Raw genomic sequence first — 15,071 nt, 5'->3', positions numbered from 1 at the left:
CGGGCTTTTATCTTATCAGCAGGATCAGCGGTCGTCACCGTCCGACACGTCGCGCGTCGCCGCGAGGCGCGCCTCCAGCTCGGCCCGATGCGGCGGGTTGGCCCCCGCGCGTGACACGGTGATCGCCCCGGAGGCGAGCGCGGTGTCGAGCGCCGCGACGACGTTCTCAGCCGGGATCGGCGCGCCGGTGACGAGGAGGCGGTCCGTGCCGTCGCGGAGCAGCCCGAACAGCAGTCCGGACATGAACGCGTCGCCGGCGCCGATCGTGTCGACCACCGACACCGGCAGGGCGGGACGCACGTAGTGCACCCCGTCGACGAGCGCGACGACCCCCTGCGCCCCGCGAGTGACCGCGACGAAACGAGCACCGGCCGCGGCGAGCTCCTCCAGGACCTCGTCGGCACCCGCGTCCGGCCGCAGCCATGCCGCGTCCTCGTCGCTGAGCTTGACGACGTGCGAGACGGCGGCCAGCTCGAAGACGCGCCGGCGCGCGGCGTCCGCCGGGCCGATGACGTCCACCCGGATGTTCGGATCGAACGAACGCAGGGTGCTGTCGGGAGCGCCGCGGTAGGCCGCGAGCAGGGCGCTCGACCCTGGCTCCCGCAGTGCGCCGATCGATCCGGTGTGCACGAGCGCGAGTCCGTCCAGTTCGGGCACCGTGATCTCGCCGGTCAGCGCGAACTCGTACTCCGCGCTCCCGTCCTCGGCGAGTGTCGCCGTCGCCGTCCATGATTCGCCGGCCACGAGCGTGTCGGCACCGACACCGACGCGGTCCGCCGCGAGGTGCGCCCGGATCATGTCGCCGTACGCGTCGTCGCCGATCCGGGCGTGCAGGACCGGCGGCCGACCCAGCCGCGCGAGACCGACGGCGACGTTCATGGGCGAGCCGCCCGCGTGCGCCGCTCCGCCCACGACGATGTCCACGAGGGCCTCGCCGATCACCGTGATCCGCGGATGCGTCATGCCGGGTCCACCTCTCCTGCTTCCACGATCAACTCGTCGATCCGCACACTACCGCCCACCGCGTGCAGAGTGACGCAGTCGGAGGATCGCTCGGCCAGGCGATCGGTGAGCACGGCGGTCCCGTCGTCGGCGAACAGCTCGATCGAACCGTTGTCCAGCCAGAGCACGGCATCCAGGCCGCCTCCGCGCACGGGCATGCGCTCGACGCTGCCGAACGCGTCCGGGAACTCTGCGGCGCCGATCCGGCGATCCAGGGCGAGCTCGCCGTCGTGCAGGTGAAGGACCGCGGCCGGCGCGAGCTCCTCGCCGAAGCGCAACTGGGCCGATGCGCCGTGATCCAGCCGCAGGCGCAGCCGGATCCGCGACGGGGTCGGCACATCGAGAGTCAGTGGCGCACCGGGCCTCACCTCCGCCTCGGCGACGGCGCCGATCGGCCTCAGCGCCGGCCCGATCGGCTCCTGACGAAGGCGGATCCGGCCGTCCGCCGTGACGAGCGACAGTCTGCGGGCGAGCGTCATCGCGCCGCGCTGCGGCTCGGCGCCGAGCGGCGGCATCTGCTCCGCATAGTCCCAGTTGCTCATCCACGCCATCAGGATGCGGTCTTCGTCGGGAAGCCCGGCGAACGTCACACCGGCGTAGCAGTCCCGCCCGTAGTCGACCCAGTCCAGGGCGGCCAGCTCGGCCTCCGACGACTCCGCACCGGCCTCGACCTCGGGGATCGCGAGGTCCGGCGTGAAGCGGACACCGTCGAACGACCCGACGACGTACATCGTGCCGGATCCGCCGGCCAGTCCACCGGGGTTCATGCTCACGATCAGCACCCAGCGCACCTCACGGGGATCCCCGTCCACCGGCAGCGGGAACAGATCCGGGCATTCCCACACCCCGAACGCGGTGCCGCGCGGGCCGTACTCGGAGAGGAACTCCCACCGGCGCAGGTCGTCGGAGCGGTAGAGGACGACCTTCCGCTGCATGGCCTCGACGGCCACCATGACCCAGTACTCCCCGCGGGCGCCCGAATAGCGGAACACCTTGGGGTCGCGGAAATCGGCGGATCCGCGATCCAGCACGGGGTTCCCGGGGAACATCGACCAGGTCAGGCCGCCGTCCGCACTGGATGCGATCCCCTGCGACTGATGCCCGGCCGCCCGGTCGGCGAGCGTGAACACGGCCACGAGCGGGGCCGCGCCGTCGGCGGCCAAGCCGCTGGTGTTGCTCGCATCGAAGACCGCAGACCCCGAGAAGATCTCATGCTCCGCCGTGTAGCGGATCGCGATCGGGAGCTCCTGCCACGCCACCAGGTCCGTGCTGGAGGCATGACCCCAGCTCATGAATCCGTGGTCGGCGCCGTGCGGGTTGTACTGGAAGTACAGGTGGTAGCGCCCGTCGTGGAAGATCAGCCCGTTCGGGTCGTTCAGCCAGTTGCGCGCTGAGGAGAAGTGGATGAGCGGGCGTGTCATGGGCGGATCCTCCAGGAGGGCTGCGGTCGTCATCGTCGGGTGCGGATCTCGAGGGACAGCAGTTCGGCGACGCCACCGTTGACGAAGAAGCCGACGTGTTCGCCCGCACGCCGGTAGAGGCGGGTGCTCAGCGCGACGCGACGGTCCACGACCGCGACGAGGATGTCCTCCGACACGACGATCTCGACCCGGTGCCGCCCGGCCGGCAAGGTGCAGCGTCGTTCGAAGACGAACGGCACGTCGCCGGAGATCTGCCACTGCTCGCCGCCGGTGACCGTGCGCGGCCAGCGATCGAACACCACCCGGTCGCGACGCGGCTCCAGCCGGATCGCCCCGGCCTCGTCGCCGTCCGCGGTCGAGCGCACCAGGAGCCCCACCTCCTCCGTGCCCTCGGCGATGTCCAGTTCTGCCGTGAGCAGGTAGGTGTCGGGCAGCTCGGCGTCGCCGATGGCCTGCGCGAAGCCGTCCGTGCCGTCCAGACGCACCGGCACCGGCATCGTGCCGGGCGCCACGGGCACGGAGAACGACGCGAGGAACTCGTCCGGCAGCCGGAAGGACAGGGTGCCGTCCGTTCCCTGCGTCGCCTCGAGGGTCGAGAGCGTTCCCGCCCACTGCCAGGCGCCGTCGTCGGTGGCTCCGTCACGGCTCGCGATCCAGCCGACGAAGAAGCGCCGCCCGTCGCGTTCGACGGTCTTCGCCGCGTAGAAGGACCGCGCATCGACCGTGTCGTCGTCGGGAACGAGCCAGGGTCCGTCGACGGAGCGGGAGATCCGGTATCGGGTGCAGAACGCGTCGGAGAACTCCGAGTAGACCAGGTACCACCAGTCCCCCCAGCGGAACACGTCGGGGCACTCGTGAGCGATGTAGCGGCGCGGATCCCAGAACGGCGCGACCGGGGTCCACGCCATGAGGTCCGTGGAGGTCAGCTGCGCGATGGTGCCACGCCGGCGCGTCGGCCCCTCGGCGTGCCGTGCCGCGACCAGCATCCGCCAGGCATCCCCATCGCGGAACACGAACGGATCCCGCCAGTCCCCCGTCTCGTACCCTTCGGGGGCGCCGAACGTGAGTTCGGGGTGCTTGACCCACCCGGTGAGTCCCACGGCACTCGTGGCATGTGCGACCAGCTGCAGCGGGCGCCCGTCGTCGCCGAGCCGCCACGGGTTGTTGGCGGTGGAGAACAGATGCGCGACGCCGTCATCGTCGATCACGACGGATCCCGTGTAGACGTTGAAGTCCTCGGCGTCCGGTCCGCCACTCGGGACCGCGACGCCGTGATCCTCGAAGTGCACGAAGTCGGTGGTGGTCACCAGATGCCAGGGCATCCCGCTCTTCGGCACCTTCCGATCATCGAAGAGATACCAGAGGTGGAAGACGTCGTCGCGCTGGAACGGGATGACATCTCCGACCCAGCCGCCGTCGGGACGGAAGAACACGGTGTCGGTCATCGGTGCGAGCTCCGTTCAGGGGTCGGAAGGGGACGGCGCCGCCCGCACCACAGGACCGCAACAGGTCCTGCGGCACGGCGCGCGGGATCGCGTTCTAGCGGGACGAGCCCGCTGTGACGCCGGAGATGAAGTAGCGCTGCGCGAAGATGAACAGCAGCACGCTCGGGATCATCGCGAGCACCACGCCGGCCAGGACGACCGAGATCGACCCTGTGCCGAGATTTCCCTGCAACCCGACCAGTCCGAGCGGCAGAGTGAAGTTGCTCTGGGACTGGAGGAAGATCAGCGGGCGGTAGAACTCGGCCCAGAATCCCGAGAAGTTCAGGATCGCAAGGGTCGAGATCGCAGGGGCCGCCATCCGTGCGTACACGTGGAAGAAGACGCCCCACTGGCTCGCCCCGTCGATGCGAGCGGCTTCGCCCAGCTCTTTCGGCATCTGCATGAAGTACTGCCTCATGAGGAACGTGCCGAAGGCGCTGCCGAGAGCCGGGATGATCAGCGACGCGAGGCTGTCCGTGAGCCCGAGCGTCTTGATGATCAGGAACACGGGGATGATGATCGTCTGCAGCGGAACCATCATCGTCGCCAGGAAGGCGCCGAAGATCCAGTTCTTCCCGGGGAACGAGATCATCGCGAAGGCGTACCCGGACAGCGTGCAGGTGATGGTCTGCCCGACGACGATGACGAGCGTGACGATCGTGCTGTTCAGGAAGAACTGCCCGATGGGGATCTGCTCGAAGACGGCGGCGTAGTTGCCGAAGTCAGGAGCGAACGGGATCCACTGCGGCGGGTTGGTGAAGGCATCGGCGGGTGTCCGCAGGGATGTGGAGAACGCCCACAACAGCGGTCCCAGCGCGAAGACGGCGGCGATGATGAGGGTGATCAGACCGGCGATCCTGCCGAAGACCCGCCGTCTTCCGACGACCGCCCGCCGCATGGGCCGACGACCGGTCACGAGTGTGGTGGTCGCGCTCATTGGTAGAACACCACCTTCCGGGAGGCGAGGAACTGGATGCCGGTGATCGCGAGGATCAGCAGCAGGAGGATGATGGCGATCGCCGACGAGTAGCCGAACTGGAGGTTCTGGAACCCTGTCTGGTACATCGAGATGGTCGCGGTCATGGTCGCTATCCCCGGCCCGCCCTTGGTCATGATGTAGGGCTGGTCGAACAGCTGCATCGCGTTGATCAACGCGATCACCGCCGCGAACAGGATCGTCGGGCTGATCAACGGGATCTTGATCCGGAACAGCGTGCGCAGCGGGCCGGCTCCGTCGATCGAGGACGCTTCCAGCACGTCCGTGGGGACCGCCATCAACGCGGACACGAACAGCACGAAGGTGAAGCCCACCTGCTGCCAGACCACGATCAGGACGATCGTCACCTGCGCACCGAACGGGCTGGTGAGCCACGGGACGTTGGAGAGCCCGAGCAGGTTCAGGTAGTAGTTGATCGCGCCGAACTTGTTGTCGAACAGGTAGCCCATGAAGATCGCCACGGCCGCCGTGGAGGCGAGCAGCGGTAGATAGAAGGCCGTGCGGAAGAAGGTGCGCCCGAAGGTGGAGGTGCGCTGGTTGACCAGCACCGCGAGGAACAGCCCGAGCGACAGCTGCAGCACGACGATCGCGATTGCCATGCAGATGGTGACGCCGAACGACTGCAGCACCGGACTGTCCGAGAAGAAGCGCTCGTAGTTGCCCAGCCCTGCCCAGGTCGGCGGGGAGATGACGTCCCAGTCGAAGAACGACAGGCCGAGCGACGCGAGGATCGGCGCGAACGTGAACACGGTCACGAACAGCATCGCCAGCCCGATCATCGCGAAGCCGAACGTCGCCTCCCGCCGGGCCGTCCGCCGCGCACCGGGGCGACGGACGGGCCGGGGAGGCTTCGCACCGCGGGGCGTCGCACGAGGTGCGACGTGCGCAGGAGAAGCGGTGGTAGACATCAGCTGCCCTTCGCCACCTTCTCGAGATCGCTCTGCATGGCGTCGAGAGCGGCCTTCGCGTTTCCGGACGAGATGGCCTCGGTGGTGCGCTGATTCAGCGATGTCGCGAGGGCGTTGTAGTACGACGGCGCCGAGATCGGCACGGATCCGTCGAGCTGGTCGTAGAACACGGACCAGTTCTTCGGCCCGGTCGTCTTGTAGCGCTCAGCGGTCATCAGCGACTTGCGTCCCGGTGTCGTGACGTTGCCCGGGAACATGATGTCGAAGCTCTCCGGCTCGATCATCATCTTGATGACCTCCCACGCGGCGTCCTTCTTCTGCGACGACTGGAAGATCGAGTAGCCTCCTGTGCCGAACAGGCTCTTGTTGCCCTTCCACGTGGGGAACGCCTGCACGTCGAAGCTGCCGTCCTTCATCCCCGCGTTGTGCAGGCCGCCTGCCCAGAACCCGCCGCCGATGGTCATCCCGACCCGTCCGGAGGAGAACAGCCCCTGCAGGGTAGCGCCGCCGCCGACGTCGGGCGACGGGGAGTAGCCGGCCTTCTGCAAGTCGATGACGTACTGCAGCGCCTCGATGGACGCGTCGGAGTTCGCCGTCGGCGCCCCCCACTTCCAGCCGCCCTTGCGGCCTTCGATGCTCTTGTCGCCCGCGTCGTAGGCCTTGTTCCACAGCCAGTCGCCGCCCGAGTACTTGCCCTCCTCCACGAGATTGCCGCCGTTGGCGTAGAGGAAGGAGGTCCAGCTGCCCCACAGCCGCACCACCCAGTCGAACGGGAGGATGTCGCCGCCGACCTTGGAGATCTTCTCCGCCGTGGTGTGGAAGTCATCGATGCTCCACCCGGTGGCGGGAGCCGACGCGCCCGCACGCTGCAGCACGTCGTTGTTGAAGAACATGCTGCCCGCGTTGAAGCTGTCGGGCATGTTGTAGAGATGGCCGTCGACCATCATCGCCTCGATCAGCGCGGGGTGGATGTCGTTGAAGTAGCTCGACTTCAGGCTCGACATGTCCTTGCTGACGTAGTCGTCGAGCGGGACGATGAGCTTCTTGCCCGCCATCAGTTGCAGGCCCTCGGTCGCGACGCTCACGATGTCCGGCGCCTGGCCGGCTGCGATGAGCGTCAGCACCTTCGCGAGGAAATCGTTCCAGTCGGTGCCGTTGATGGCGGTGATCTTCAGGCTCAGGTCCTTGTCGATCTTCTTGATCTTGGGCTGCAGCGCGGTCTGCAGCGTGGTCGCCGCCTTCTGGTCGCCGAAGTACAGCATCGTCAGCGTGCCGGTCTTGGATCCCCCGCCGGAGGGTGCGCAGCCCGTCAGGCTCGCCCCCATTCCCAGCAGCGCAGCACTCGCCAGGCCATAGCCTCCGAGCCGCAGAAGATCACGTCGACCCATCACAGGTCTGAACTCGCGTGCCATCAACTTCTCCTCTCTGAGAGTGAATCGGCTTGCACCTTCTTGTGCAGATCAGGGTGTGGTGAACCGATTTATCCGACGCTAACACCTACCAGCAAAGGCACGCAAGCGATGTTGCTAAATTAATTCACCACAAGTGACTGATCCGCTAGGTTAGGAGGAGGCGATGGAGAGGAGGCTGACGATGTCGACAGCGCCGAGGCCCACACTTGCGGACGTCGCACGGTTGTCCGGCCTGTCCAAGACCGCAGTCAGCCTCATCCTCAACGACAGGCCGTCCCGGTTGTCGGACGACGCCGTCGACCGGGTCAGGACCGCAGCGGCACAACTGGGCTACAAGCCAAATCCTGCCGCGCAGAGCCTGCGCTCCGGGAAGACCCGTTCGATCGGGTTCATCTCCGACCAGGTCACGATCACGCGCTTCGCCTCGGCGATGGTGCGCGGGACGCTCCGTGCCGCCAAGGAGCTCGACCACACCGTCCTCATCACCGAGACCGGTGACGACCCCTCGCAGCTGGCCGCCGCCTTCGATGAGCTCATAGACCGTCGCGTCGACGGTGTGATCGTCGGCCTGATGGCCGCGCGGATGGTCGACGTACCGGCGGCTCCTCGCGGCATCCCGGTCGTGATCGTCAACGGACGCACGCCGGACGATCTGCCCAGCGTGCTGCCCGACGAGTACGCCGCGGGTCACGCTGTGGCCTCGGTGCTGCTGGATGCCGGCCACTCACGCGTCGGATTCATCGGGGACGTGCCGCACATCGCCGGCGACCCGCGTCGGTCCGTCACGATCGCGCGGCGCCTCGCGGGCATACGCGACGCCTTCGCCGAACGCGGCGTCGCCGGCCCTGTCGACGTCGTCGTCGAGGACTGGACGACGGCCATCGGCTTCGGGCAGACCCAGCGGATGCTGGACATGCACTCCGACCTGACCGCGATCATCGCTGCCACCGACGGGGTCGCGTTCGGCATCTATCAAGCCCTGAGCGAGCGCGGTCTGAGCATCCCCGCCGACATCTCCGTGGTGTCGTTCGACGATGAGGACCTCGCCGGACTGGTACGCCCAGGCCTCACCACCGCGCGGTTGCCGTATGAGCAGATGGCGCGGGTCGGCGTCGAGATGCTGCTCGGTGAGCGCGACCTCGCCCATGAGCTGCTGCCCATGCCGCTGATCGTCCGGGACTCCGTGCGCGACCTGCACTGACCTGCCTCGGGGCCGCCGGATCCGCGGACGTGGGCCTCAGCCCTCCCGCAGGGCGAGCAGCTCGCGGGCGTGCTCGAGCGCAGCCCCCGAGTCGGCGAGACCGGAGAGCAGGCGCGCCATCTCGGCCTCGCGGTCCTCTCCGTCGAGGCGGCGGACGCTGGAAGCCGTCACCTGACCGTCATTCGCCTTCACCACACTCAGGTGGTTGTTCGCGAAGGCCGCAACCTGGGCGAGGTGCGTGACGGCGATCACCTGGGAGGTGCGGGCGAGCCGGGCCAGTCGGCGCCCCACCTCGATCGCGGCCGCACCGCCGATGCCGGCGTCGACCTCGTCGAACACGAAGGTCGGGACCGGATCCGTGCCGGCGATGACGACCTCGATCGCGAGCATCACGCGCGACAGCTCGCCTCCCGACGCGCCCTTCGCGACGGATCGCGGATCCGCGCCGGGGTGAGGAGCGAGCAGGATGGCGACGTCGTCGCGCCCGTGAGTGCTCTCGGGCCCCTCGGTGACCGCGACCACGAGACGAGCATCCGGCATGGCGAGGGCGTGCAGCTCCTCGGTCACGGCGGCGCCGAGCCGGCCGGCGGCCTCGGTGCGCGTCGCGGTGAGGGCCGTGGCCGCCTCGTCGAGCGTCGCCCGAGCGGTGTCGCGCTCGACGGTGAGCCGTTCGATGTGGTCGGAGTCGTCATCGAGCTCGGCGAGTCGTGCGGATCCGGTGTTCCAGAGCTCCAGCGCTGCGTCGAGGGTGCCGTGGGCGCGGACCAGACCCGCGAGAGCGGCCCTGCGCTCCTCGACCGCCGCCAGCTCATGAGGGCCTGACTCGTCGAGATCGGCGAGATAGCCGCTCAGCTGCGCCGCGATGTCGGTGGCGCGGTAGCCGATCTCGGCGATGCTCTCCGCGATCGAGGTCAGCTCGGGATCGCCCGCACGTTCCAGAGCGCGTCGGGCCTCCGCCGCCAGGGTCGTCACGTCGCTGGCGCCGTCCTCGTCCGACAGCGCCGCACGAGCGATGGCGGCGGACTGACGCAGCTCCTCCGCGTTCGCGAGGCGCTCCGCACGCTCGGCGAGAGCGTCGTCCTCCCCCGGCTGCGGATCAGTGGCCTCGATCAGCGCGAGAGCCTCGCGAAGATCCCCGGCCTCTCTCCTGCGACGCTCCTGGTTGCCGCTGATCTCCTCGAGCTCGGCGGACAGGGCGCGCCAGCGCTCCCAGGCAGCCTCGTACTCGGCCTTGACGAGCGCGATCGCGGATCCGCCGAAGCGATCCAGCGCGTCCCGCTGCGCGGCGGCGGACCGCAGCCGCAGCTGTTCGGACTGGCCGTGCACGACGACCAGGTCGTCGGCCAGATCCGCGAGCACTCCGGCCGGGGCCGCGCGACCGCCGACGCTCGCCCGGCTGCGTCCCTCCGCGGTGAGCGTGCGGGAGACGTACAGCTCGCCGCGCTCGTCATCGTAGGGCTCGAGCTCGCCGCCGGCATCGGCGACGGTGTCCGCGACCGATCCGGCACTCGGTACGATCCACACGCCGGCGACCGAGGCCTGGGCCGCCCCCGCGCGCACGGCGCCCGAATCGGCCCTGGCTCCCAGCAGGAGTCCGAGGCCCGTCACGACCATGGTCTTGCCCGCGCCGGTCTCGCCCGTGATCGCGGTGAATCCCGGCCCGATCTGCAGCACCGCCTCGGCGATGACACCGAGATCGCGCAGGCGCATCTCCTCGATCACGCGTCCGCCCCCCGCCAGCCGGAGACCGGCAGCTGGAACTTGCGCACGAGCCGGTCGGTGAACACGCTCGGGTGCAGCCGTGCAAGGCGCACCGGGCGCGAGGAACGGCGCACGATGACCCGCGCGCCGCGTGGGAGCTCGTGCGAACGCCGCCCGTCGCACCAGAGGATCGCGGTGCCGTCGTTGCGATCCAGCAGCTCGATCGCGACGGGTGCGCCCGGTGCGACCACGAGCGGTCGCGCGAACAGGGCATGGGCCGACAACGGCACCACGGCGATGGCCTCGACACCCGGCCAGATCACCGGGCCACCCGCCGAGAAGTTGTACGCCGTCGCGCCGGTCGGCGTCGACACGACCATCCCGTCGCAGCCGAAGGTGGTCAGCGGGCGCCCGTCGATCTCGACGACCACCTCGATCATGCGCTCGCGACTGGCCTTCTCCACGGTCGCCTCATTCAGCGCCCAGGTGCTGTAGAGCACGGATCCGTCGGCATCCTTCACGCGCACCGCGAGCGCCATGCGCTCCTCAACGGAGTAGTCGCGGTCGATGACGCGCGCCACCGCGGCGTCCATGTCGTCGCGCTCGATCTCGGCGAGGAAGCCCACGTGCCCCATGTTGATGCCGAGGACGGGTGCCGTGCCGTCGCGCACGAGTTCGGCCGCACGAAGGATGGTGCCGTCGCCCCCCAGCACGATGGCCAGTTCGATGTCCTCGACGGGAATGTCCGTCCCCAGCACGTCGACGTCGGCGAAGAACGCGTCCTCCGCCGCCAGCTCGGCCCGGTCGTCACCGGAGAGAACCGGCCGGGCACCCGCGCTGCGGAGCGCGGTGACAACCCGTCGGGCGGCCTGCACGGTCTCATCCCGGCGCGCATGTGCGACGACGAGGATCCTGCGCTCGTTCATCGTGCTCCTGCCATCTCGTCGATCGTGCTCATCCATTCTGTCGGATTGCCTTCGGCGCCGCGGGAACGATCCCCCGCTCGCAGATGCACCAGGTACTCGGCGTTGCCGTGCGTGCCGAGGATCGGCGAGGGCAGGAGCCCACGGACACCGAATCCCTGATCCCACGCGCTCCACAGCACGCGGGCCACAGCATCGGCGCGGATCGCGGGGTTGGTCACGAGCCCGCCGCGCACCGCGGTCCGCCCCACCTCGAACTGCGGCTTGATCAGCAGCACGACGTCGGCGTCGGCGTCGGCCGTGACCGCGATCGCGGGGAGTACGAGCGTCAGGGAGATGAAGGACAGATCTCCGACCACGAGCGACGGCTTGACGCCCTCCCCCGTCGCCGCCGCCAGAGCCGCGGCGTCCATGTGACGGACATTGAACCCTTCCACGGCGATGACACCGGGATCCAGGCGGATCGATGCCGCGAGCTGGTCGTGCCCCACGTCCACCGCCAGCACCGCACGAGCACCGCGCTCACGCAGGACCTGGGTGAAGCCGCCCGTGGACGCGCCCATGTCCAGCGCGAGCCGCCCCGCAGGATCGATGCCGAAGCCGTCCAGCGCGGCGATGAGCTTGTGCGCGCCGCGGCTGACGTAGTGATCGGCGCCGGCGACGTCGATCGCGTCGCCGTCCTCGACCTTCGTGGACGCCTTGACCACGGGCCTCCCGTTGACGGTGACCAGACCGCCATCGATGAGCGTCACCGCATGCGTACGGGACCGGGCGAGGCCGCGTTCCGCCAGAGCGGCATCCAGACGAGCCGTCATCCGCGATCGGGACCCGGCTGCGTGGACGTGGCGGCCCGCGGCGCGCTCTCCAGCCGACGCGCCAGGTCGTCGTGCAGGGTCTGGTAGGCCGCGGCGCGAGAGTCCAGCGGCTGCCCTTCGATCAGGCGCAGTCGACTCCAGAGCCCGTCCGAGGGATCCGGTTCCGTGTTCTCGCTCACCCCCTCAGCCTACGGCGAGATGGTGACGTTCCGACGGATTACGGGCGGTGGAACGGATCCGCGTACAGGCGCTCGGGCACGCGGAAGCCGAAGATCTGCCGGCCGGTGCGCCAGATCGCCGCCGTGCCCGCGCGCACGAGATCGATCGGCCGATCGCCCTCGCTGAGGATCGTGATGTCGGGACCGTCCACTCGGACGGACGCGCCCCGCACCGTGACCGTGTCGCCCTTGATCTGCGTCGAGGGGTACGGTTCGTCCAGTTCGCGCAGGTCGCCGAGGATGTACGTCGGACGCGAGCCCTCGGCGGCGGCCAGAAGGTGCTTGGGCCGATCGATGCCGGTGAGCACGAGCACGGACTCGATTCCCGCGCGGGACGCTCCGGCGATGTCCGTGTCGAGACGGTCGCCGATGAACAGCGGGTGTTTCGCACCGAACCGCGCGACGGCCTCCTCGAAGATCGGCGTCTCCGGCTTGCCCGCGACGGTCGCGAGGCGGCCGATGGCCGTGTGCACGGCCGAGACCAGCGTCCCGTTCCCGGGGGCGACACCGCGCGACTGCGGGATCGTCCAGTCCGTGTTCGTCGCGATCCACGGGATACCGCCCTCGTCCTCGGGCAGCTTCAAGGCGAACGCCGCTTCGGCGAGGTCCTTCCAGCCGACCTCGGGAGCGAACCCCTGAACAACCGCGGCGGGAGCGTCATCCGCGCTGCGCGTGACGCGGAATCCGGCCTTGTGCACCTCGTCGACGAGGCCCTCCCCGCCGACGACGAGAACCGTCGATCCCGCCGGGATGAGGGTGCTGACGAGGCGCATCGCGGCCTGCGGACTGGTGACGACCTCGTTCGGGGCGACAGTCAGCCCGAGCTCGGAGAGGTGAGCGGCGACCGATGCATCGGTGCGCGAGGCGTTGTTGGTGATGTAGCCGAGGCGGCGCGACGCTTCGACCTTCTTCAGGCTCTCGATCGCGTGCGGGATCGCGCCGGCGCCCGCGTAGACCACGCCGTCAAGGTCGGCGAGCACCACGTCGACGTCGGTCAGCGGCGTGCGCTTGTCCCGGGAGAACAGGCTCACTCGGCCCTCTCCGCGTCCTCCGGATGCGTTGCCTCTGCCGGTTCGGCCTGCGGGATCACGTCCCCAGCGGACTCGCGTTCGGCGCTCTCGGACTGAGCACCGGCCTCGTCGATGCCGTCGGACTCGACGGTCTCATCGTCTTCGCCAGCCTCCGCGGCCTCGTCGTCTTCGCCGGCCTCGTTCTCGTCGTGGGCGATGTCGATGCTCTCCGACCCCTCAGCGAGATCCTCATAGGCGTCCTCGACGATCAGTTCCTCGTCGTCGCCGTGACCGAGCGCCGCAGACGCGACCTCTGCGCGCTCCTGCCAGAACGCCGCCTCCTCGACGCGGCCGAGGTCCTCGAGCACCGCGGCACGCGCGGCGAAGAGTGCAGGGCTCCAGTCGAAGGCCAGGTCGGGATTGAGCTCGGGGATCTCGAGCTCGCCGAGTGCCAGCTCCGTCTCGCCGCGATCCAGGCGAGCGCCCGACATCGCAATGGCGAGCGCCACGCGCGTCGCGGTCGGGAGCGCAGCCCGGTCGACCGAGCGCGCCTCTTCCAGGGCACGGTCGGGGCGCCCCATGCCGCGCTCGCTGTCGACGATCAGTGCGATCTGGTCGTCGCTCCCGGAGATCCGACGGTAGGTGCGCAGCTCCCGCAGGGCCAGGGCGAAATCGCCCATCGCGTACGCCGTGATGGCCACGGACTCCCGCACCACCGCGACCCGGCCGGCACGGCGCGACGCCGCAAGGGCATGCAGGTGCGCGCGTTCGGGGTCCTCATTGATGAGCTGGGCTGCCATGGCGAGGTGACGCGCGACCTGCTCAGCGTTCTCCTTGCTGAGGGTCTTCAGCTCGTTCCGGGCAGAGGGATGAAGATCGCGCGCCGTGACGTCGTCCGGAAGCTCCGGGTCGCGCGGTCGGTCAGCAGCGAAAGTGTCACGACGAGGCCGGTCGCCTTCGCGGCGCGGACGGTCGTCGCCACTGCGGAACGGCCGATCTCCATCGCGGCGCGGTCGGTCGTCGCCTCCACGGTAGGGGCGGTCGCCGTCACGGCGCGGGCGGTCGGTGCGATCCGAGGACCCCCGGTAAGGGCGGTCGCCATCCCGACGCGGTCGGTCGTCGCCACTGCGGAACGGCCGGTCACCGTCACGACGCGGTCGGTCGTCGCCACTGCGGAACGGCCGGTCACCGTCACGACGCGGTCGGTCGGTGCGATCCGAGGCCGCCTGGTAGGGGCGGTCGCCGTCGCGGCGCGGGCGGTCGTCGCCGCCACGGTAGGGACGGTCGCCGTCACGGCGCGGACGGTCGGTGCGATCCGAGGTACCGCGGTAAGGGCGGTAACCATCCCGACGCGGACGGTCATCGCCACTGCGGAACGGCCGGTCGCCATCGCGGCGCGGACGGTCATCGCCGGTGCGGAGCGGGCGGTCCCCATCGCGACGCGGACGGTCGGTGCGATCCGAGGACCCCCGGTAAGGGCGGTCGCCATCGCGACGTGGGCGGTCGTCGCCGCCACGGTAGGGGCGGTCGCCATCGCGGCGCGGGCGGTCGTCGCCGCCACGGTAGGGGCGGTCTCCGTCACGGCGCGGACGATCGTCGCCACTGCGGAACGGCCGATCTCCATCGCGGCGCGGTCGGTCGTCGCCTCCACGGTAGGGACGGTCGCCGTCACGGCGCGGGCGGTCGGTGCGATCCGAAGACCCCCGGTAAGGGCGGTCACCATCGCGACGCGGGCGATCGTCGCCGCTACGGAACGGTCGGTCGCCATCACGACGCGGACGATCCGAGGAATCGCGGTAAGGGCGGTCGCCGCCACTGCCCTGCGGACGGTCACCGCGCGCAGGGCCCTGACGGAAAGAACGTTCGGAACGGTCGCCGTCGACATAGCGACGGGGCCGCCTCGCGTCGTCATCCTTGCGGTCGCGCGAGGGCTTGCCGTCTTCGGCCATGTCGGGACTCCTTCCGTTGAGCATGTTAAC

14 protein-coding genes are annotated in these 15,071 nt (G+C 69.6%); 2 read left to right on the top strand and 12 right to left on the bottom strand.

Annotated features, from left to right (window positions below; translation table 11 throughout):
- Positions 1-24: 24 nt before the first annotated feature.
- The 6 genes from LXM50_RS00070 to LXM50_RS00045 all read right to left on the bottom strand — a co-directional run bounded on the left by LXM50_RS00070 (position 25) and on the right by LXM50_RS00045 (position 7,224).
- Positions 25-963 carry a carbohydrate kinase gene (locus tag LXM50_RS00070; RefSeq protein WP_233309074.1) on the bottom strand — a complete coding sequence of 313 codons (939 nt, stop codon included), beginning with the start codon at positions 961-963 and terminating at the stop codon, positions 25-27.
- Positions 960-2,423: a glycoside hydrolase family 32 protein gene (locus tag LXM50_RS00065; protein ID WP_233309073.1), complete on the bottom strand. Its 1,464-nt coding sequence runs from the start codon at positions 2,421-2,423 to the stop codon at positions 960-962. Before LXM50_RS00065 ends, LXM50_RS00070 begins: the two co-directional genes overlap by 4 nt.
- Positions 2,424-2,452: 29 nt before the next feature.
- Positions 2,453-3,868 (bottom strand): glycoside hydrolase family 32 protein, encoded by a 1,416-nt coding sequence (locus LXM50_RS00060; protein ID WP_233309072.1) that lies wholly within the window; start codon positions 3,866-3,868, stop codon positions 2,453-2,455.
- A gap of 94 nt (positions 3,869-3,962) precedes the next feature.
- Entirely contained in the window at positions 3,963-4,844 is an 882-nt protein-coding gene (locus LXM50_RS00055; protein ID WP_233309071.1) for a carbohydrate ABC transporter permease, read from the bottom strand.
- Entirely contained in the window at positions 4,841-5,812 is a 972-nt protein-coding gene (locus LXM50_RS00050; RefSeq protein WP_233309070.1) for a carbohydrate ABC transporter permease, read from the bottom strand. The genes LXM50_RS00055 and LXM50_RS00050 overlap by 4 nt, the downstream gene beginning before the upstream one ends.
- A complete protein-coding gene (locus tag LXM50_RS00045; RefSeq protein ID WP_233309069.1) occupies positions 5,812-7,224 on the bottom strand; it encodes a sugar ABC transporter substrate-binding protein in 1,413 nt (470 codons plus the stop codon). Before LXM50_RS00045 ends, LXM50_RS00050 begins: the two co-directional genes overlap by 1 nt.
- Before the next feature lie 181 nt (positions 7,225-7,405).
- On the opposite strand from LXM50_RS00045, the gene LXM50_RS00040 reads away from it, so the two are divergent.
- On the top strand, positions 7,406-8,425 hold the full coding sequence (locus LXM50_RS00040; RefSeq protein WP_233309068.1) for a LacI family DNA-binding transcriptional regulator: 1,020 nt from the start codon (positions 7,406-7,408) through the stop codon (positions 8,423-8,425).
- Positions 8,426-8,461: 36 nt separating this feature from the next.
- Here LXM50_RS00040 and recN read toward each other — a convergent pair whose 3' ends face one another.
- The 6 genes from recN to LXM50_RS00010 are packed head-to-tail and all read right to left on the bottom strand — an operon-like array spanning position 8,462 to position 13,892.
- Positions 8,462-10,147, bottom strand: coding sequence for a DNA repair protein RecN (gene recN / locus LXM50_RS00035; RefSeq protein ID WP_233309067.1), 1,686 nt, complete (start codon positions 10,145-10,147; stop codon positions 8,462-8,464).
- Complete coding sequence (locus tag LXM50_RS00030) at positions 10,144-11,052, bottom strand: NAD kinase (RefSeq protein ID WP_233309066.1); 909 nt, start codon at positions 11,050-11,052, stop codon at positions 10,144-10,146. The genes recN and LXM50_RS00030 overlap by 4 nt, the downstream gene beginning before the upstream one ends.
- Positions 11,049-11,864: a TlyA family RNA methyltransferase gene (locus tag LXM50_RS00025; RefSeq protein ID WP_233309065.1), complete on the bottom strand. Its 816-nt coding sequence runs from the start codon at positions 11,862-11,864 to the stop codon at positions 11,049-11,051. Before LXM50_RS00025 ends, LXM50_RS00030 begins: the two co-directional genes overlap by 4 nt.
- Positions 11,861-12,043, bottom strand: a complete 183-nt coding sequence (locus LXM50_RS00020; protein WP_233309064.1) for a hypothetical protein — start codon at positions 12,041-12,043, stop codon at positions 11,861-11,863. The genes LXM50_RS00025 and LXM50_RS00020 overlap by 4 nt, the downstream gene beginning before the upstream one ends.
- Before the next feature lie 38 nt (positions 12,044-12,081).
- Positions 12,082-13,113: an HAD-IIA family hydrolase gene (locus LXM50_RS00015; protein ID WP_233309063.1), complete on the bottom strand. Its 1,032-nt coding sequence runs from the start codon at positions 13,111-13,113 to the stop codon at positions 12,082-12,084.
- Positions 13,110-13,892: a DNA polymerase V family protein gene (locus tag LXM50_RS00010; RefSeq protein ID WP_233309526.1), complete on the bottom strand. Its 783-nt coding sequence runs from the start codon at positions 13,890-13,892 to the stop codon at positions 13,110-13,112. The genes LXM50_RS00015 and LXM50_RS00010 overlap by 4 nt, the downstream gene beginning before the upstream one ends.
- Before the next feature lie 6 nt (positions 13,893-13,898).
- Between LXM50_RS00010 and LXM50_RS18655 the strand changes: the two genes are divergently transcribed.
- Positions 13,899-15,071, top strand: a 1,173-nt coding sequence (locus LXM50_RS18655) for a hypothetical protein (RefSeq protein ID WP_308192496.1), incomplete at its 3' end; no start/stop codon positions are given.

The organism is Microbacterium sp. Au-Mic1 (genome assembly GCF_021341785.1).
Lineage (GTDB): Bacteria > Actinomycetota > Actinomycetes > Actinomycetales > Microbacteriaceae > Microbacterium.
The sequence above is the reverse complement of the archived record's forward strand: the minus strand, read 5'-3'. Positions and strand labels throughout refer to the sequence as shown.

Bases quoted from the DNA above. Each gene is read 5' to 3' on its own strand.
- LXM50_RS00045 (WP_233309069.1), bottom strand. From the start codon at position 7,224: ATGGCACGCGAGTTCAGACCTGTGATGGGTCGACGTGATCTTCTGCGG.
- LXM50_RS00055 (WP_233309071.1), bottom strand. From the start codon at position 4,844: ATGAGCGCGACCACCACACTCGTGACCGGTCGTCGGCCCATGCGGCGG.
- LXM50_RS00060 (WP_233309072.1), bottom strand. From the start codon at position 3,868: ATGACCGACACCGTGTTCTTCCGTCCCGACGGCGGCTGGGTCGGAGAT.
- LXM50_RS00010 (WP_233309526.1), bottom strand. From the start codon at position 13,892: ATGGCAGCCCAGCTCATCAATGAGGACCCCGAACGCGCGCACCTGCAT.
- LXM50_RS00070 (WP_233309074.1), bottom strand. From the start codon at position 963: ATGACGCATCCGCGGATCACGGTGATCGGCGAGGCCCTCGTGGACATC.
- LXM50_RS00025 (WP_233309065.1), bottom strand. From the start codon at position 11,864: ATGACGGCTCGTCTGGATGCCGCTCTGGCGGAACGCGGCCTCGCCCGG.
- LXM50_RS00030 (WP_233309066.1), bottom strand. From the start codon at position 11,052: ATGAACGAGCGCAGGATCCTCGTCGTCGCACATGCGCGCCGGGATGAG.
- LXM50_RS00040 (WP_233309068.1), top strand. From the start codon at position 7,406: ATGTCGACAGCGCCGAGGCCCACACTTGCGGACGTCGCACGGTTGTCC.
- LXM50_RS00050 (WP_233309070.1), bottom strand. From the start codon at position 5,812: ATGTCTACCACCGCTTCTCCTGCGCACGTCGCACCTCGTGCGACGCCC.
- LXM50_RS00065 (WP_233309073.1), bottom strand. From the start codon at position 2,423: ATGACACGCCCGCTCATCCACTTCTCCTCAGCGCGCAACTGGCTGAAC.